This window comes from Nocardioides sp. P5_E3, assembly GCF_054049275.1.
This window is the reverse complement of sequence record NZ_JBFUMR010000008.1, coordinates 26,944-39,622: the sequence shown is the minus strand read 5'-3', so window position 1 is coordinate 39,622 and position 12,679 is coordinate 26,944. Positions and strand designations below refer to the sequence as shown.

The 12,679-nt window shown below is 72.4% G+C and carries 17 protein-coding genes; 8 read left to right on the top strand and 9 right to left on the bottom strand.

Translation table 11 applies throughout. From position 1 onward, the window contains the following. Positions 1-44 precede the first annotated feature (44 nt). The 5 genes from ruvB to pdxT all read right to left on the bottom strand — a co-directional run bounded on the left by ruvB (position 45) and on the right by pdxT (position 3,856). Entirely contained in the window at positions 45-1,142 is a 1,098-nt protein-coding gene (gene ruvB, locus ACXJKB_RS06745) for a Holliday junction branch migration DNA helicase RuvB (protein WP_457186656.1), read from the bottom strand. Positions 1,143-1,155: 13 nt separating this feature from the next. Next, positions 1,156-1,758 (bottom strand): Holliday junction branch migration protein RuvA, encoded by a 603-nt coding sequence (gene ruvA, locus ACXJKB_RS06740; RefSeq protein WP_457186654.1) that lies wholly within the window; start codon positions 1,756-1,758, stop codon positions 1,156-1,158. Then, positions 1,755-2,312 (bottom strand): crossover junction endodeoxyribonuclease RuvC, encoded by a 558-nt coding sequence (gene ruvC, locus ACXJKB_RS06735; RefSeq protein ID WP_457186652.1) that lies wholly within the window; start codon positions 2,310-2,312, stop codon positions 1,755-1,757. Before ruvC ends, ruvA begins: the two co-directional genes overlap by 4 nt. A 127-nt stretch (positions 2,313-2,439) precedes the next feature. After that, positions 2,440-3,225, bottom strand: a complete 786-nt coding sequence (locus ACXJKB_RS06730) for a YebC/PmpR family DNA-binding transcriptional regulator (RefSeq protein WP_457186650.1) — start codon at positions 3,223-3,225, stop codon at positions 2,440-2,442. Positions 3,226-3,259: 34 nt separating this feature from the next. Further along, the gene (gene pdxT / locus ACXJKB_RS06725) at positions 3,260-3,856 is read right to left on the bottom strand and encodes a pyridoxal 5'-phosphate synthase glutaminase subunit PdxT (protein WP_457186648.1); all 597 of its coding nucleotides are present in this window, start codon (positions 3,854-3,856) and stop codon (positions 3,260-3,262) included. Positions 3,857-3,901: 45 nt separating this feature from the next. Between pdxT and ACXJKB_RS06720 the strand changes: the two genes are divergently transcribed. Genes ACXJKB_RS06720 through ACXJKB_RS06710 form a run of 3 tightly spaced genes read left to right on the top strand, consistent with a single transcriptional unit; the run spans position 3,902 to position 6,384 of the window. Beyond that, positions 3,902-5,071 carry a serine hydrolase domain-containing protein gene (locus tag ACXJKB_RS06720; RefSeq protein WP_457186646.1) on the top strand — a complete coding sequence of 390 codons (1,170 nt, stop codon included), beginning with the start codon at positions 3,902-3,904 and terminating at the stop codon, positions 5,069-5,071. A gap of 39 nt (positions 5,072-5,110) precedes the next feature. Beyond that, on the top strand, positions 5,111-5,989 hold the full coding sequence (locus ACXJKB_RS06715; RefSeq protein ID WP_457186644.1) for a helix-turn-helix domain-containing protein: 879 nt from the start codon (positions 5,111-5,113) through the stop codon (positions 5,987-5,989). Next, entirely contained in the window at positions 5,986-6,384 is a 399-nt protein-coding gene (locus ACXJKB_RS06710; RefSeq protein ID WP_457186642.1) for a VOC family protein, read from the top strand. Before ACXJKB_RS06715 ends, ACXJKB_RS06710 begins: the two co-directional genes overlap by 4 nt. 18 nt (positions 6,385-6,402) lie before the next feature. On the opposite strand, the gene pdxS is transcribed toward ACXJKB_RS06710, so the two are convergent. Then, entirely contained in the window at positions 6,403-7,311 is a 909-nt protein-coding gene (gene pdxS, locus ACXJKB_RS06705; protein ID WP_300045109.1) for a pyridoxal 5'-phosphate synthase lyase subunit PdxS, read from the bottom strand. A gap of 65 nt (positions 7,312-7,376) precedes the next feature. After that, entirely contained in the window at positions 7,377-8,000 is a 624-nt protein-coding gene (gene pgsA / locus ACXJKB_RS06700; protein ID WP_457186640.1) for a phosphatidylinositol phosphate synthase, read from the bottom strand. Positions 8,001-8,059: 59 nt separating this feature from the next. Here pgsA and ACXJKB_RS06695 point away from each other — a divergent pair, with 59 nt between their 5' ends. Together ACXJKB_RS06695 and ACXJKB_RS06690 are read left to right on the top strand one after the other, a co-directional pair. Next, the gene (locus ACXJKB_RS06695; RefSeq protein WP_457186638.1) at positions 8,060-8,668 is read left to right on the top strand and encodes a TetR/AcrR family transcriptional regulator; all 609 of its coding nucleotides are present in this window, start codon (positions 8,060-8,062) and stop codon (positions 8,666-8,668) included. A 43-nt stretch (positions 8,669-8,711) separates the two neighbouring features. Continuing rightward, complete coding sequence (locus tag ACXJKB_RS06690) at positions 8,712-9,476, top strand: maleylpyruvate isomerase family mycothiol-dependent enzyme (RefSeq protein ID WP_457186636.1); 765 nt, start codon at positions 8,712-8,714, stop codon at positions 9,474-9,476. Between the two features lie 8 nt (positions 9,477-9,484). Here ACXJKB_RS06690 and ACXJKB_RS06685 read toward each other — a convergent pair whose 3' ends face one another. Beyond that, the gene (locus ACXJKB_RS06685; protein ID WP_457186634.1) at positions 9,485-10,258 is read right to left on the bottom strand and encodes an inositol monophosphatase family protein; all 774 of its coding nucleotides are present in this window, start codon (positions 10,256-10,258) and stop codon (positions 9,485-9,487) included. 69 nt (positions 10,259-10,327) lie between these two features. Between ACXJKB_RS06685 and ACXJKB_RS06680 the strand changes: the two genes are divergently transcribed. Together ACXJKB_RS06680 and ACXJKB_RS06675 are read left to right on the top strand one after the other, a co-directional pair. Then, positions 10,328-10,462: a hypothetical protein gene (locus ACXJKB_RS06680; RefSeq protein WP_457186632.1), complete on the top strand. Its 135-nt coding sequence runs from the start codon at positions 10,328-10,330 to the stop codon at positions 10,460-10,462. After that, a complete protein-coding gene (locus tag ACXJKB_RS06675) occupies positions 10,459-11,601 on the top strand; it encodes a N(5)-(carboxyethyl)ornithine synthase (protein ID WP_457186630.1) in 1,143 nt (380 codons plus the stop codon). The genes ACXJKB_RS06680 and ACXJKB_RS06675 overlap by 4 nt, the downstream gene beginning before the upstream one ends. Here the strand turns inward: ACXJKB_RS06675 and ACXJKB_RS06670 are convergent. Further along, a complete protein-coding gene (locus ACXJKB_RS06670) occupies positions 11,586-12,095 on the bottom strand; it encodes an HIT family protein (RefSeq protein WP_457186628.1) in 510 nt (169 codons plus the stop codon). The two genes, ACXJKB_RS06675 and ACXJKB_RS06670, sit on opposite strands and share 16 nt — an antisense overlap. 23 nt (positions 12,096-12,118) lie before the next feature. Here ACXJKB_RS06670 and ACXJKB_RS06665 point away from each other — a divergent pair, with 23 nt between their 5' ends. Beyond that, positions 12,119-12,604, top strand: a complete 486-nt coding sequence (locus tag ACXJKB_RS06665; RefSeq protein ID WP_457186626.1) for a GNAT family N-acetyltransferase — start codon at positions 12,119-12,121, stop codon at positions 12,602-12,604. Positions 12,605-12,679 lie beyond the last annotated feature (75 nt).

Below are 12,679 nucleotides of genomic sequence, written 5' to 3'. Positions count from 1 at the left end.
GGGTGCGGGAGCGCGTGGAGTCTACGCGGGTGCCCCGACCGGCCTCACACGTCGTCGAAGAGGGTCGAGTCGACGGTCGGGAGCGGCGGCGGCGTCAGGCCGAGGTGGTGCCACGCCGCCGGCGTCGCCACCCGCCCGCGGGGCGTGCGCGCGAGCATCCCCATCCGGACCAGGAACGGTTCGGCGACCTCCTCGACCGTCTCGCGCTCCTCGCCGACCGCGACGGCCAGGGTGGAGACGCCCACCGGTCCCCCGCCGAAGCGTCGGCACAGCACGTCGAGCACGGCGCGGTCCAGCCGGTCGAGGCCGGACTCGTCGACCTCGAACAGGTCGAGCGCGGCCTGGGCGACCGGCAGGCTCAGCACGCCGTCGGCGCGCACCTGGGCGTAGTCGCGGACCCGGCGCAGCAGGCGGTTGGCGATGCGGGGGGTGCCGCGCGAGCGCGAGGCGATCTCGCTGGAGCCCTCGGAGGTGAGGTGCACGCCGAGCAGTCCGGCGGAGCGGTGCACGATCCGGTCGAGCTCGTGGGGCTCGTAGAACTCGAGGTGGGCGGTGAAGCCGAACCGGTCGCGCAGCGGGCCGGGCAGGAGGCCGGCGCGGGTGGTGGCGCCAACGAGGGTGAAGGGCGGGATCTCCAGCGGGATGGCGGTCGCTCCCGGCCCCTTGCCGATGATGACGTCGACCCGGAAGTCCTCCATCGCCATGTAGAGCATCTCCTCGGCCGGCCGTGACATCCGGTGGATCTCGTCGACGAAGAGGACGTCGCCGTCGTTGAGGCCCGACAGGATCGCGGCGAGGTCACCGGCGTGGGTGATCGCCGGGCCGCTCGTGAGCCGCAGCGGCGTGCTCATCTCGGCGGCGATGATCATCGCGAGCGTGGTCTTGCCGAGCCCGGGCGGACCGGAGAGCAGCACGTGGTCGGGCGCCCGGCCCCGGCGGCGGGCCGCCTCGAGGACCAGCCCCAGCTGGTCGCGCACGCGCGCCTGCCCGACGACCTCGTCGAGCGTCTTGGGGCGGAGCGCCGCCTCGACCGCGCGGTCGTCGCCGTCGGCCTCGGCGTCGGTCAGCCGCTGCAGGTGGCCCAGCTCGGCCTCGGTCAGCTCGACGTCGTCAGTGTCCTCGTCGGTGTCGTCCCAGTTCATCGTCGTACCCGTCTCACGCCTTGCTCAGCGCGCGGAGGGCGGCGCGCAGCAGGGCGCCGACGTCGGGGGCGTCGCCGGCGTCGGGGGCGACGGCCTCGACCGCCTTCTCCGACTCCTTGGCCGACCAGCCCAGCCCGATGAGGCCCTGCTGCACCTGGTCGCGCCAGGCGTCGGCGGCCGAGGGGGCAGCCGCGGCCGGGTGGTGCACGCCCACCGGCGGGCCGATGCGGTCCTTGAGCTCGAGGATGATGCGCTGGGCACCCTTCTGCCCGATCCCCGGGACCCGGGTCAGCGCCTTGACGTCCTCGGTCGTGATGGCACGGCGCACGTCGTCGGGGCTCATCACCGCGACGATCGCCTGCGCGACCTTGGGGCCGACGCCGGACGCGGTCTGGACGATCTCGAAGACCTGCTTCTCGTCCTCGTCGAGGAAGCCGAAGATCGTCAGGCTGTCCTCGCGCACGACCATGCTGGTGGGCAGCGTCGCGGGCCTGCCGACACGGAGCGTGGCGAGGGTGCCGGGCGTGCACATCAGCTCGAGGCCGACGCCGCCGACCTCGAGGACGGCGCTGGACAGGGTGACGGCGGCGACCTCGCCGCGGACGAAGGCGATCATCGGGTCCTCATCGGGGTCTGCTTCTGCGGGGCGCGGGCCTGTGCCCGGGCCTGGGCCGCGGCGGCCTCGAGCCGCGTGTGCGCCGAGCCGCGCCAGACGTGGGTGATGGCCAGCGCGAGCGCGTCGGCGGCGTCGGCGGGCTTGGGGAGCTCGGACAACCGCAGGATGCGGACGACCATCGCCCCCACCTGGGCCTTGTCGGCGCGCCCGTTGCCGGACACGGCGGCCTTCACCTCGCTCGGGGTGTGCATGGCGATCGGCAGCCCGCGTCGCGCTGCGACGACGAGCGCGATGCCGCTGGCCTGGGCGGTGCCCATGATGGTGCTGGAGTCGGAGCGGGCGAAGACCCGCTCGACCGCGACCGCGTCGGGCCGGTGCTCCTCGATCCAGGCGTCGAGGCCCTTCTCGATCGTGACCAGCCGCTCGGCGATCGGGAGCGTCGAGCTCGTGCGCACCACGCCGGCGTCGACCATCGTGAGGGGCCGGCCGACGCTGCCGTCGACCACGCCGACGCCACACCGGGTCAGGCCGGGGTCGATGCCGAGCACGCGCACGCGCACACCCCTTCCGCCGTCGATCTCGTCCGAACATGTGTTCGTGCGATCACGCTAACCCGCGACGGCCGCGCGACGTCGTACGACACGCGGCGCGTGCCGGTCCCGGCACGGCCCCGGAGGCGCCTCAGGCGTCGGCGGTCTCGAGCTCGGCCATCACGTCGGCGGGGATGTCGACGTTGGTGAAGACGTCCTGGACGTCGTCGAGGTCCTCGAGCGCGTCGACGAGGTGGAGCACCTTGCCGGCGCCGGCGGCGTCGACCGGGATCTCCAGGCTCGGCACGAACTCCACGTCGGCTGAGTCGTAGTCGATGCCGGAGTCCTGCAGGGCGGTGCGGACCGCGACGACGTCGGTGGCCTCGCTCTGCACCTGGAACGCCTCGTCGAGGTCGTTGACCTCCTCGGCGCCGGCGTCGAGGGTCGCCTCGAGGACGTCGTCCTCGGTGACCTCACGGACCGTGCCGTCGTGGTCCTGCGACTTGGGCACGACCACGATCCCCTTGCGGGTGAACAGGCGCGAGACCGAGCCCGGGTCGGCCATGGTGCCGCCGTTGCGGGTGACCGCCGTGCGGACCTCCATCGCGGCACGGTTGGTGTTGTCGGTGAGGCACTCGACGAGGATCGCGACGCCCTGCGGGCCGTAGACCTCGTAGGAGATCGACTTGTAGTCGACGCCGCCCGACTCCGCACCCGAGCCCCGCTTGAGCGCGGAGTCGATGTTCTTGTTGGGGACCGAGCTCTTCTTCGCCTTCTGGATGGCGTCGTAGAGCGTCGGGTTGCCGGCCGGGTCGCCGCCGCCCTGCTTCGCCGCGACCTCGATGTTCTTGATCAGCTTGGCGAAGAGCTTGCCGCGCTTGGCGTCGATCGCGGCCTTCTTGTGCTTGGTCGTTGCCCACTTGGAGTGGCCTGACATGAGTCCCTCTATCCGTCGCTTCGTCTGTACGTCGTCAGGCCGAGCGCACCAGGTCCACGAACATGCCGTGCACCCGGCCGTCGCTGCCGACCTCGGGATGGAACGAGGTCGCCATCAGGGGGCCTTGACGGACCGCGACGATCCTACCCGCGGCGGGCCCGTCCTCCACCCGGGCCAGCACCTCGACGTCGTCGTCGATCGCCTCGACCCACGGCGCGCGGATGAAGACCGCTCGCACCGGGTCGGCCAGTCCGTCCACGTGGAGGTCTTCCTCGAAGGAGTCGACCTGGCGGCCGAAGGCGTTGCGGCGCACCGTGATGTGCAGGCCGCCGACGGTCTCCTGCCCCGCCGCGCCGTCCTCGATCCGGTCGGCGAGCAGGATCATCCCCGCGCACGTCCCGAAGGCGGGCAGCCCACCGCGTACGGCGTCGCGCAGCGGCTCGAGCAGGTCGAAGATCCTGGCGAGCTTGACCATCGTCGTGGACTCGCCGCCCGGGAGGACGAGGCCGTCGCACGCGGCGAGCTCGGCGGGACGGCGTACGGAGATCGGGTCCGCGCCCAGCGCCCGCAGGACGGCGAGGTGCTCGCGCACGTCGCCCTGCAGCGCGAGCACACCGATGGTCGGATTCACGAACGCCGATCCTAGGACCGTCGGGTCGCCGTAGGCTCACGCCCCATGAGTCTCCCCCGTCCGGCCTTGCTGGGCGCCGCGCTCCTCGCCCTGTCGCTCGCCGCCGGCAGCACCTCCGCGGGCACCGCCGGTGCCGTCGCCGGGTCCGTCGACGCGACCTCCGGTCGCCCCGCGCCCGGCGCCCGTGCGGTCGAGGGATGGCCCGTCGCGACGCCCTCCCGACTCGGCCTGCGCAAGAAGGCCGCCCAGCGCGGTGCGGCCGAGGCCCGGCGACTCGACTCCACCTGCTTCGCGGTCCTGCGCAAGGGCAAGCTCGTCGGCGAGTGGAGCTGGAAGCTGCCCCGCGAGGAACCCCGCGAGGTCTTCTCGATCACGAAGTCGGTCACGAGCACCCTGGTCGGCATCGCGGTCCGCGACGGCGACCTGCGCCTCGACGACCCGGTCTCGACCTACGTGCCGCAGTGGCGCGGCACCGCGTCGGAGTCGGTGACGGTGCGCAACCTGCTCTCCAACGACAGCGGCCGCTTCTGGTCGCTCGAGACGGACTACTCCGGGCTGCTCGCCGCCCGGAGCCGCACGAAGTACGCCGTCTCGCTCCCGCAGCAGTACGCCCCCGGCAGCGCCTGGGCCTACAACAACGCCGCGATCCAGGTCCTCGAGCCGGTGCTGAACAAGGCGACCGGGATGCCCGTCGCGAGGTTCGCCCGGGAGCGCCTGTTCGAGCCGCTCGGCATGACCCGGTCGTCGTTCATCACCGACCGTGCGGACGACGCCGCGGTCTTCTACGGCCTCCGCACGACGTGCCTCGACATCGCCAAGCTCGGTCGGCTCTACCTCGACGGCGGGACGGTCCGCGGGAAGGCGGGCGGCAAGCGCATCCTCGACGCGGCCTACGTCAGGCACGCGGTCGGGCGTTCCTCGACGGTCCACAACGCGGCCTACGGCTACCTGTGGTGGCTCAACCGGCCCGGTGCCCTGCGCGGCGCGACCGACCCGGTCGACGCCCAGGGGCAGCCGCTGAACCCGGTGACCGGGCAGCTCGCCCCGTCGGCGCCCGTCGACGTCTTCGCCGCGCTCGGCTTCGGCGGGCAGGTGCTGCTCGTCGACCCGTCGACGCGCACGATGGTCGTCCGCCTCGGCCTGCCCGCCCAGCCGGGCGAGGAGGCGTACGGCTTCACCAACGCCGCCCGCGTGCTGACCCGCGCCCTTCGCTGACGCGTGACGCCGTGCCGCCCGGTGCGGCACACTCGGCGGATGGTCGGGGCGTGGGAGCACCTGCCGGCGGCACGGGTCCCGGCGCCGCTCGCCCCGCACGTCCTGGCGATGTACGGCTACTCCGCCGAGGGCCTCGCCCCCGGCGTCCACCGGGGACTCCCGTCCGCCGGGCTCACCCTCGTGCTGAGCCTGGAGCGTCCGCTGCGCACCGCACCCACCGCCGAGGCGTGGGACGCCGGCGTGCGCGACTCGCAGTGGGTGAGCCTCGGCGGGCTGCACACCCGCGCGGCGATGGTGGAGCAGCCCGGTCGGTGGACCGGGGTGCAGCTGACCCTCCACCCGGTGGGCGTGCGGCGCCTGCTCGGCGTCCCTGCCTCCGACTTCCCGGTCGGCAGCTGGGACGCGCGCGACCTGGTCGGCGACGAGGTCGACCGGGTGGTCGAGGAGCTGCACGCGGCGGCCGACTGGCCCGGGAGGTACGCCGCGGTGAGCCGATTCCTGCTGCGCCTGGCCGCCCGCACGGACCGCGCCGCCTCCCCCCAGGGACCGTCGCCCGAGGTCGAGGAGGCGTGGCGCCTGCTCACCGGCCCGAGCCCCCGAGCGGTCGCCGAGGTCGCCGACGCCGTGGGCTACAGCCGTCGGCGGCTGACCCAGCTGCTCACGGCCGAGACGGGCCACGGACCCAAGACCGTGCAGCGCCTGGCCCGCTTCGACACCGCGCGCCGCGAGGTGGTCGCCGCGGCGTCCGCGGGCGCGTCACTGGCGCAGGTGGCCGCCCGCACGGGCTACTACGACCAGTCGCACCTGGTGCGCGACTTCCGCGAGTTCGCCGGGCTCGGGCCGTCGGCGTGGCTCGCGGCGGAGTTCCCAAATGTCCAAGGCGCGCCGGCTGGTGTCGCGGCAGCATCGGGGCCATGAGCAATCCCCACCGCACCATCGTCTGGCCCGCGCTGCAGGCGCACGACCCCGACCTCGTGATCCGTGCGCTCGTCGCGCTCGGCTTCGAGGAGACGGCCGCCTACCGCGACGAGGCGGGCGTCGTCCAGCACGCCCAGCTCGACTGGCCCGAGGGCGGCGGGGTGATGCTCGGCTGCCACAAGCCCGACGGACCGTTCACCCAGCAGCCCGGGACCACGGCGGCGTACGTCGTCGCCTCCGACGTCGACGAGGTGCACCGGCGCGCCGTCGACGCGGGCCTCGACCTGTCGCCGGTCGTCGAGCAGGACTACGGCAGCCGGGAGCTCCGCGTCACCGACCCAGAGGGCAACCAGTGGTCCTTCGGGACGTACGCCGGAGAGCCGCGGCGGGGCTGAGACCGCCGCGGCGACGCGTCACCAGCCGCGCTCGGACAGGCGGTGCGGCTGCGGGATCTCGTCGACGTTGATGCCGACCATGGCCTCGCCGAGGCCGCGCGAGACCTTGGCGACCACGTCGGGGTCGTCGTGGAAGGTCGTGGCCTTGACGATCGCCTCGGCGCGCTGGGCCGGGTTGCCGGACTTGAAGATGCCCGACCCGACGAAGACGCCCTCGGCGCCGAGCTGCATCATCATCGCGGCGTCGGCCGGGGTGGCGATGCCGCCCGCGGTGAAGAGGACGACCGGCAGCTTGCCCGCGGCCGCGACCTCCTTGACCAGCTCGTAGGGGGCCTGCAGCTCCTTGGCCGCTACGTAGAGCTCGTCCTCGGACATGCTGTGCAGCCGCCGCAGCTCGCCACCGATGGTGCGCATGTGCATCACGGCGTTGGAGACGTCGCCGGTGCCGGCCTCGCCCTTGGAGCGGATCATCGCCGCGCCCTCGGTGATGCGGCGCAGGGCCTCGCCCAGGTTGGTCGCACCGCAGACGAACGGGACCGTGTAGGCCCACTTGTCGATGTGGTTGGTGTAGTCGGCCGGAGTGAGCACCTCGGACTCGTCGATGTAGTCGACGCCGAGCGACTGGAGCACCTGCGCCTCGGCGAAGTGGCCGATGCGAGCCTTGGCCATCACCGGGATCGAGACGGCCTCGATGATGCTGTCGATCATGTCGGGGTCGCTCATCCGGGACACGCCGCCCTGGGCGCGGATGTCGGCCGGCACGCGCTCGAGCGCCATCACGGCGACGGCGCCGGCGTCCTCGGCGATCTTCGCCTGGTCGGCGGTGACGACGTCCATGATCACGCCGCCCTTGAGCATCTCGGCCATGCCGCGCTTGACGCGGCTGGTGCCGTGCTCGATGGGGGTCTCAGAAGTGTGCTCAGCCATGTCTGGATCGTAGTGCGGCCTCATCCCGAAGGATGCATCGTCGATGGCGATGGTTGAGCGCTTGATCAGGCCTGCGAGGCCGCGCGCGCGAGCGCCTGCCGGCGAACGACCCAGATGCGCTGCGCGACGGTCACGGTGGCCGCGATGGCGAGGGCCCAGAGGGCGACCTCGAGCAGGATCCACAGGTCGAGGAGGTCGGCGAAGAAGGCCGGCACGAGCATCCCGACGAGGCGGTCGGGCCGCTCGGCGATGCCGACCTTGGCGTCGTAGCCGAGGTGGTCGGCCTTCGCCCGGGCGTACGACGTCACCGCGCCCATGACGAGGATGACGAGGCACAGCCAGAGGTAGAGCTGGCTCTCCCGCTGCCAGGCGAAGAAGAGGACCAGCCCGCCGAACAGCGCGCCGTCGGCGACCCGGTCGAGCGTCGAGTCGAGGAAGGCGCCGAAGTCGTCCTTGCGCCCGACCTTGCGCGCCATCGCGCCGTCGATCAGGTCGCTGAAGACGAAGACGGTGATGAAGAGGACGCCTTCCCAGACCATGCCGCGAGGGAAGAAGAACAGCGCCCCGAAGCTGACCCCGAAGGTGCCGACCAGCGTCACCACGTCGGGGCTGATGCCCAGGCGGATGAACAGGTTGATGAAGGGCGCGAGCATCACGCCCTGCCAGAACTGCTTGAACCGATCGAGCACGGCCGCAGGCTACCGGCTCCCTCTTGACGTGGACTGCACCGGAGAGGATCGTCCTAACGGTGTTAGTCATTCCTAACGGCGATCGGGTCGCGGTCCGCCGAGCCGCGACCCGGCTCGAGATCCTCGAGGCGGCGTGGGAGGTGGCGCGCTCCAAGGGCCTCGTCGAGCTCACGCTCCGCGACGTCGCGGACCGCGTCGGGATGAGGGCCCCGTCGCTCTACGGCCACTTCGCCTCCAAGCACGCCATCTACGACGCCATGTTCGAGCAGGCGTGGAGCGACTACGAGGCCACGATCCCCGACCTCGAGGGCGCCCTCCCGTCCCACCCCCGGACGGCGATCCGGGTGATCGCCGCGCACTTCTACGACTTCACCGCGACCGACCTGGCGCGGCACCAGCTGATGAACCAGAGCGTGATCGCCGGCTTCTCCCCCTCCGTCGAGGCGTACGCACCCTCCGTGCGGGTCCTCGAACGCGCCCACCGCACGATCGTCGCCCTCACCGGCGCCAGGACCGAGGACGTCGAGGTCTGGGTGGCTCTCGTCGGCGGCCTCATCAACCAGCACCACGCCAACGACGCAGGAGGCAGCCGGCACCGCGTGCTGCTCGACCGGGGCGTCGACATGTGGGCCGACGCCGTCGGCCTTCCTCCGGACGACCAGCAGTAGGACCGGCACCAGGACCAGAAGCGCACCGCGAAGGACCCCGACCATGACCACGACAGACACCCCGCAGCGACGACGCCACTCCCACCTCGACACCCGGACGTCCATGACCCTTGCCCGGACCGAGCACGGGCGCACGATCGACGCGTTGCGCGCCCTCGGGCCCGACGACTGGGCGCGCCCGACGTCCTGCCCCGAGTGGGACGTCCGGCAGCTCGCGTGCCACATGGTCGGCATGGCCGAGTTCCCCTCGTCGCCGATCGAGATCGCCCGGCAGCAGCGCAAGGCCTCCGCCGTCCACGCCCGCCGCGGCGGGCCGGCGGTCGACGGGCTCACCCAGGTGCAGGTCGACGAGCGCGCCGACTGGACGCCCGAGCAGGTGGTGGTGGGTGCCGTCAGGGCTGCCCCCCGCTCCGTCCGCGGGCGGCGGTGGATCTCCGCCTGCGCCGGTCGCGCGCCGCTGCCGGGGACCCAGCCCGTGAACGGCCGGGAGGAGTCCTGGAGCGTGGGCTACCTGCTCCGGACCATCCTCACGCGCGACCCCTGGATGCACCGGACCGACCTGTCGACTGCGACCGGCCTGCCGATGATCCTGACCCCGGACCACGACGGCGTGATCGTGGACGACGTGGTCGCGGAGTGGGCCGAGCGCCACGGACGGCCGTACCAGCTGGAGCTGACCGGACCCGCGGGCGGCTCCTGGCGGCGAGGTGACGCCGAGCTCGTGACCCTGGACGCGGTCGAGTTCTGCCGGATCATCTCCGGCAGGGGCGTCGGCGTGGGGCTCCTGGCGACCCAGGTGCCCTTCTGACCGACCGCTCAACCCAGCAGCGCCGCCCGGACGTCCGCCACCGCGGCGGGCGCCCCGGACACCGTCCAGTCCACGCCCGCAGCGGGTACGACGACCGACGTGCCGCCCGCGCCCCGGATGATCGCGGCACCGGGGAGCCGGTCCCAGTCGGCGACGGAGTGCTGGAAGAGCACGTCCCACTGACCCGACGCGATCGCCATCGTGTCCATGGTCCCGGAGCCGAACATCCGCAGCGTGCCGACCTGGCCGAGTGCGCGGGCGAATGCCTCGCCCACCTCGCTGCCGTAGAACGGCGGGTGCAGGTAGGTCGCGGCGCACCGGGCCTCGGTCGGGGTGTCGGGGAGCGGCGCGAGCGGCGTGCCGTCACAGGTGCTCGGCAGGTCGGGTCCGCCCACCCACGTGCGCAGGCTGGCGGCGTGGTGGACCGCGCCGAGCAGCACGTCGTCCTCGTCGTGCAGGGCGATCGCGGTGCACCACCAGTCGCTGCCACGGGAGAAGTTGTAGGTGCCGTCCACCGGGTCGATCACCCATGTCCGTCCCGATGTGCCGGGCTTCGACGCGCCCTCCTCCCCCACGATCGCGTCGTCCGGCCGCTCGGCGGTGAGCTGCTGCACGATGAGCCGCTCGGCGGCGGTGTCGGCCTGCGTAACGATGTCGGACCCGCTCGTCTTTCGCTCGACGTCGAGCCCCTCGAGGCGGATCCGAGCGGCCAGGAGGGCCGCCTCCCGCACCAGGTCGCCGGCGAGCGCGGCGTCGCGCTCCAGTCGCGCGTCGTCGTCCACGGTGCCACCGTAGCCGGGGGCGTACTGTGGCAGGACGGAGCCACCCAGGCTTCCTACTGAGGAGCCTCGATGAGCGACAAGTCGCCGCGACAGGGCATGTCCAAGAAGTCCGGGAAGTCCATCAAGGAGAAGCGCGCCGAGAAGCACGCGAAGGCGGCGGGGAAGACCGACCACAGCGAGCCGTTCATGCCCAAGAAGAAGTGAGCCCCCTCAGCCTCGGCGTCATCGGCACGTCCGCCAAGGAGAACGAGCACCGCCTCCCCCTGCACCCCGACCACCTGCCGCGCCTCGACCCCGGGATCGCCGCTAGGACGACACTCGAGCACGGGTACGCCGACCACTTCGGCATCACCGACGACGAGCTGGCCCCGCACGTGGCCGGCTTCGCGTCCCGCGACGAGATCCTGCGGGACTCCGACGTCGTCGTGCTGCCCAAGCCCCAGCACGAGGACGTCGCGGCCATGCACGCCGGTCAGGTCCTCTGGGGGTGGCCGCACTGCGTGCAGGACCGCGCGATGACGCAGCTCGCGATCGACCGCGAGCTCACCCTGATCGCCTTCGAGGCGATGAACCACTGGACGGCGGACGGGCACGTCGGCCTCCACGTCTTCCACAAGAACAACGAGCTCGCCGGCTACTGCTCGGTGCTCCAGGCCATGGAGCTCGTCGGGATCACCGGCGACTACGGCCGCCGGTTGAGCGCGGTCGTCATCGGGTTCGGCGCCACGGCCCGAGGCGCGGTCACCGCCCTGAAGGCTCACGGCGTCCACGAGGTCGTGGTGCTCACCACCCGCGGGGTCGCCGCTGTGGGGTCTCCCATCCACTCGGTGCGGATCCGGCAGTTCGACCACCACCCCGGGGACTCGACCGTCACCCACGTCATCACCGAGCGCGGCCGGATGCCCCTGGCCCCCTACCTGGCCGAGGCGGACATCGTCGTCAACTGCACGCTGCAGGACACCGCGGCGCCGCTGACCTACCTGCAGACCGAGGACCTGGCGGACTTCCGGCTGGGCAGCCTCATCGTGGACGTGTCCTGCGACGAGGGCATGGGGTTCTCGTGGGCCGTGCCGACGACGTTCGACGAACCGATGTTCACCGTCGCGGACCGGGTGCACTACTACGCCGTCGACCACAGCCCCTCCTACCTGTGGAACTCGGCCACGTGGGAGAACAGCGAGGCTCTGCTGCCCTTCATGGAGACGGTGCTCAGCGGTCCTGAGGCATGGGACGCCGACGAGACGATCACGCGCGCCATCGAGATCCGCGACGGCCGGGTCTGCAACCCCGCGATCCTGGCGTTCCAGGGTCGGGCCGCCGAACACCCCTACCCGGTGGTCTGAGCCGGGTCCCACGCGTCGGCAAGCAGCTCGCGCGTGTCCTCGAGCAGCTGGGGCAGCGTCTTGGTGCCGCCGACGACCGTGATGAAGTTGGCGTCACCGGTCCACCGCGGCACCACGTGCTGGTGCAGGTGCTCGGACAGGGACCCGCCGGCGGACCGGCCGAGGTTGAGGCCGACGTTGAAGGAGTGCGGGCGGCTGACCTTCCGCACGGTCCGCAGCGCCTGCTGGGTCATCGCCATCAGCTCCGCTGCTTCCTCCGCCGTGAGGTCGGTCAGGTCGGCGACGTGGCGGTAGGGCAGCACCATCAGGTGCCCGGGGTTGTAGGGGTGCAGGTTGAGCACGACGTACGTCGACTCGCCGCGCGCGACGAGCAGCGACTCCTCGTCGGGGTGCGAGGGGATCGCGCAGAACGGGCAGCCCTCGTCGTCGACCGCCGTGCGGACGTAGGCCATCCGGTGGGGCGTCCAGATCCGCTCGAGCGCGTCGTCACTCATGGCAGCGATCCTAGGGTGGCCCCATGACGCCGATCCGACCGGCCGACGACGCCGACATGGCCGCGGTCGCCGACCTCTGGCACGAGGGCTGGCACGACGGCCACGCCGGCCACGTACCCGACGGGCTCACGGCCGAACGCACCCTGCCGGCGTTCCACGAGCGCACACCGTCGCGGGTGGCGGACACCGCGGTGGCGGTCGCCGAGGACGGGTCGCTGCAGGGCTTCGTGATGGTGGTCGACGACGAGGTGGAGCAGGTCTTCGTGGCCCGGTCGGCGCGCGGGACCGGGCTGGCGTCCGACCTGCTGGTCGAGGCCGAGCGGCGGGTGGCAGCCGGCGGCCATGCCACGGCGTGGCTGGCTGTCGTGGTGGGGAACGCGCGTGCCCGGCGGTTCTACGAGCGCCAGGGGTGGGTCGACCGCGGCGACCTGCCCTACGAGGTCAGCGCCGGCGGGCAGACCTTCGTCTCGCCGTGCCGGAGGTACGTCAAGCGGGTGGCGCTGGACTGACCGTGTCGAGAACCCGACGCCGGCTCCGTCCCTGACACATCAGGCCGTCGGCCACGGAGTGGCAGTCGAGAAGTG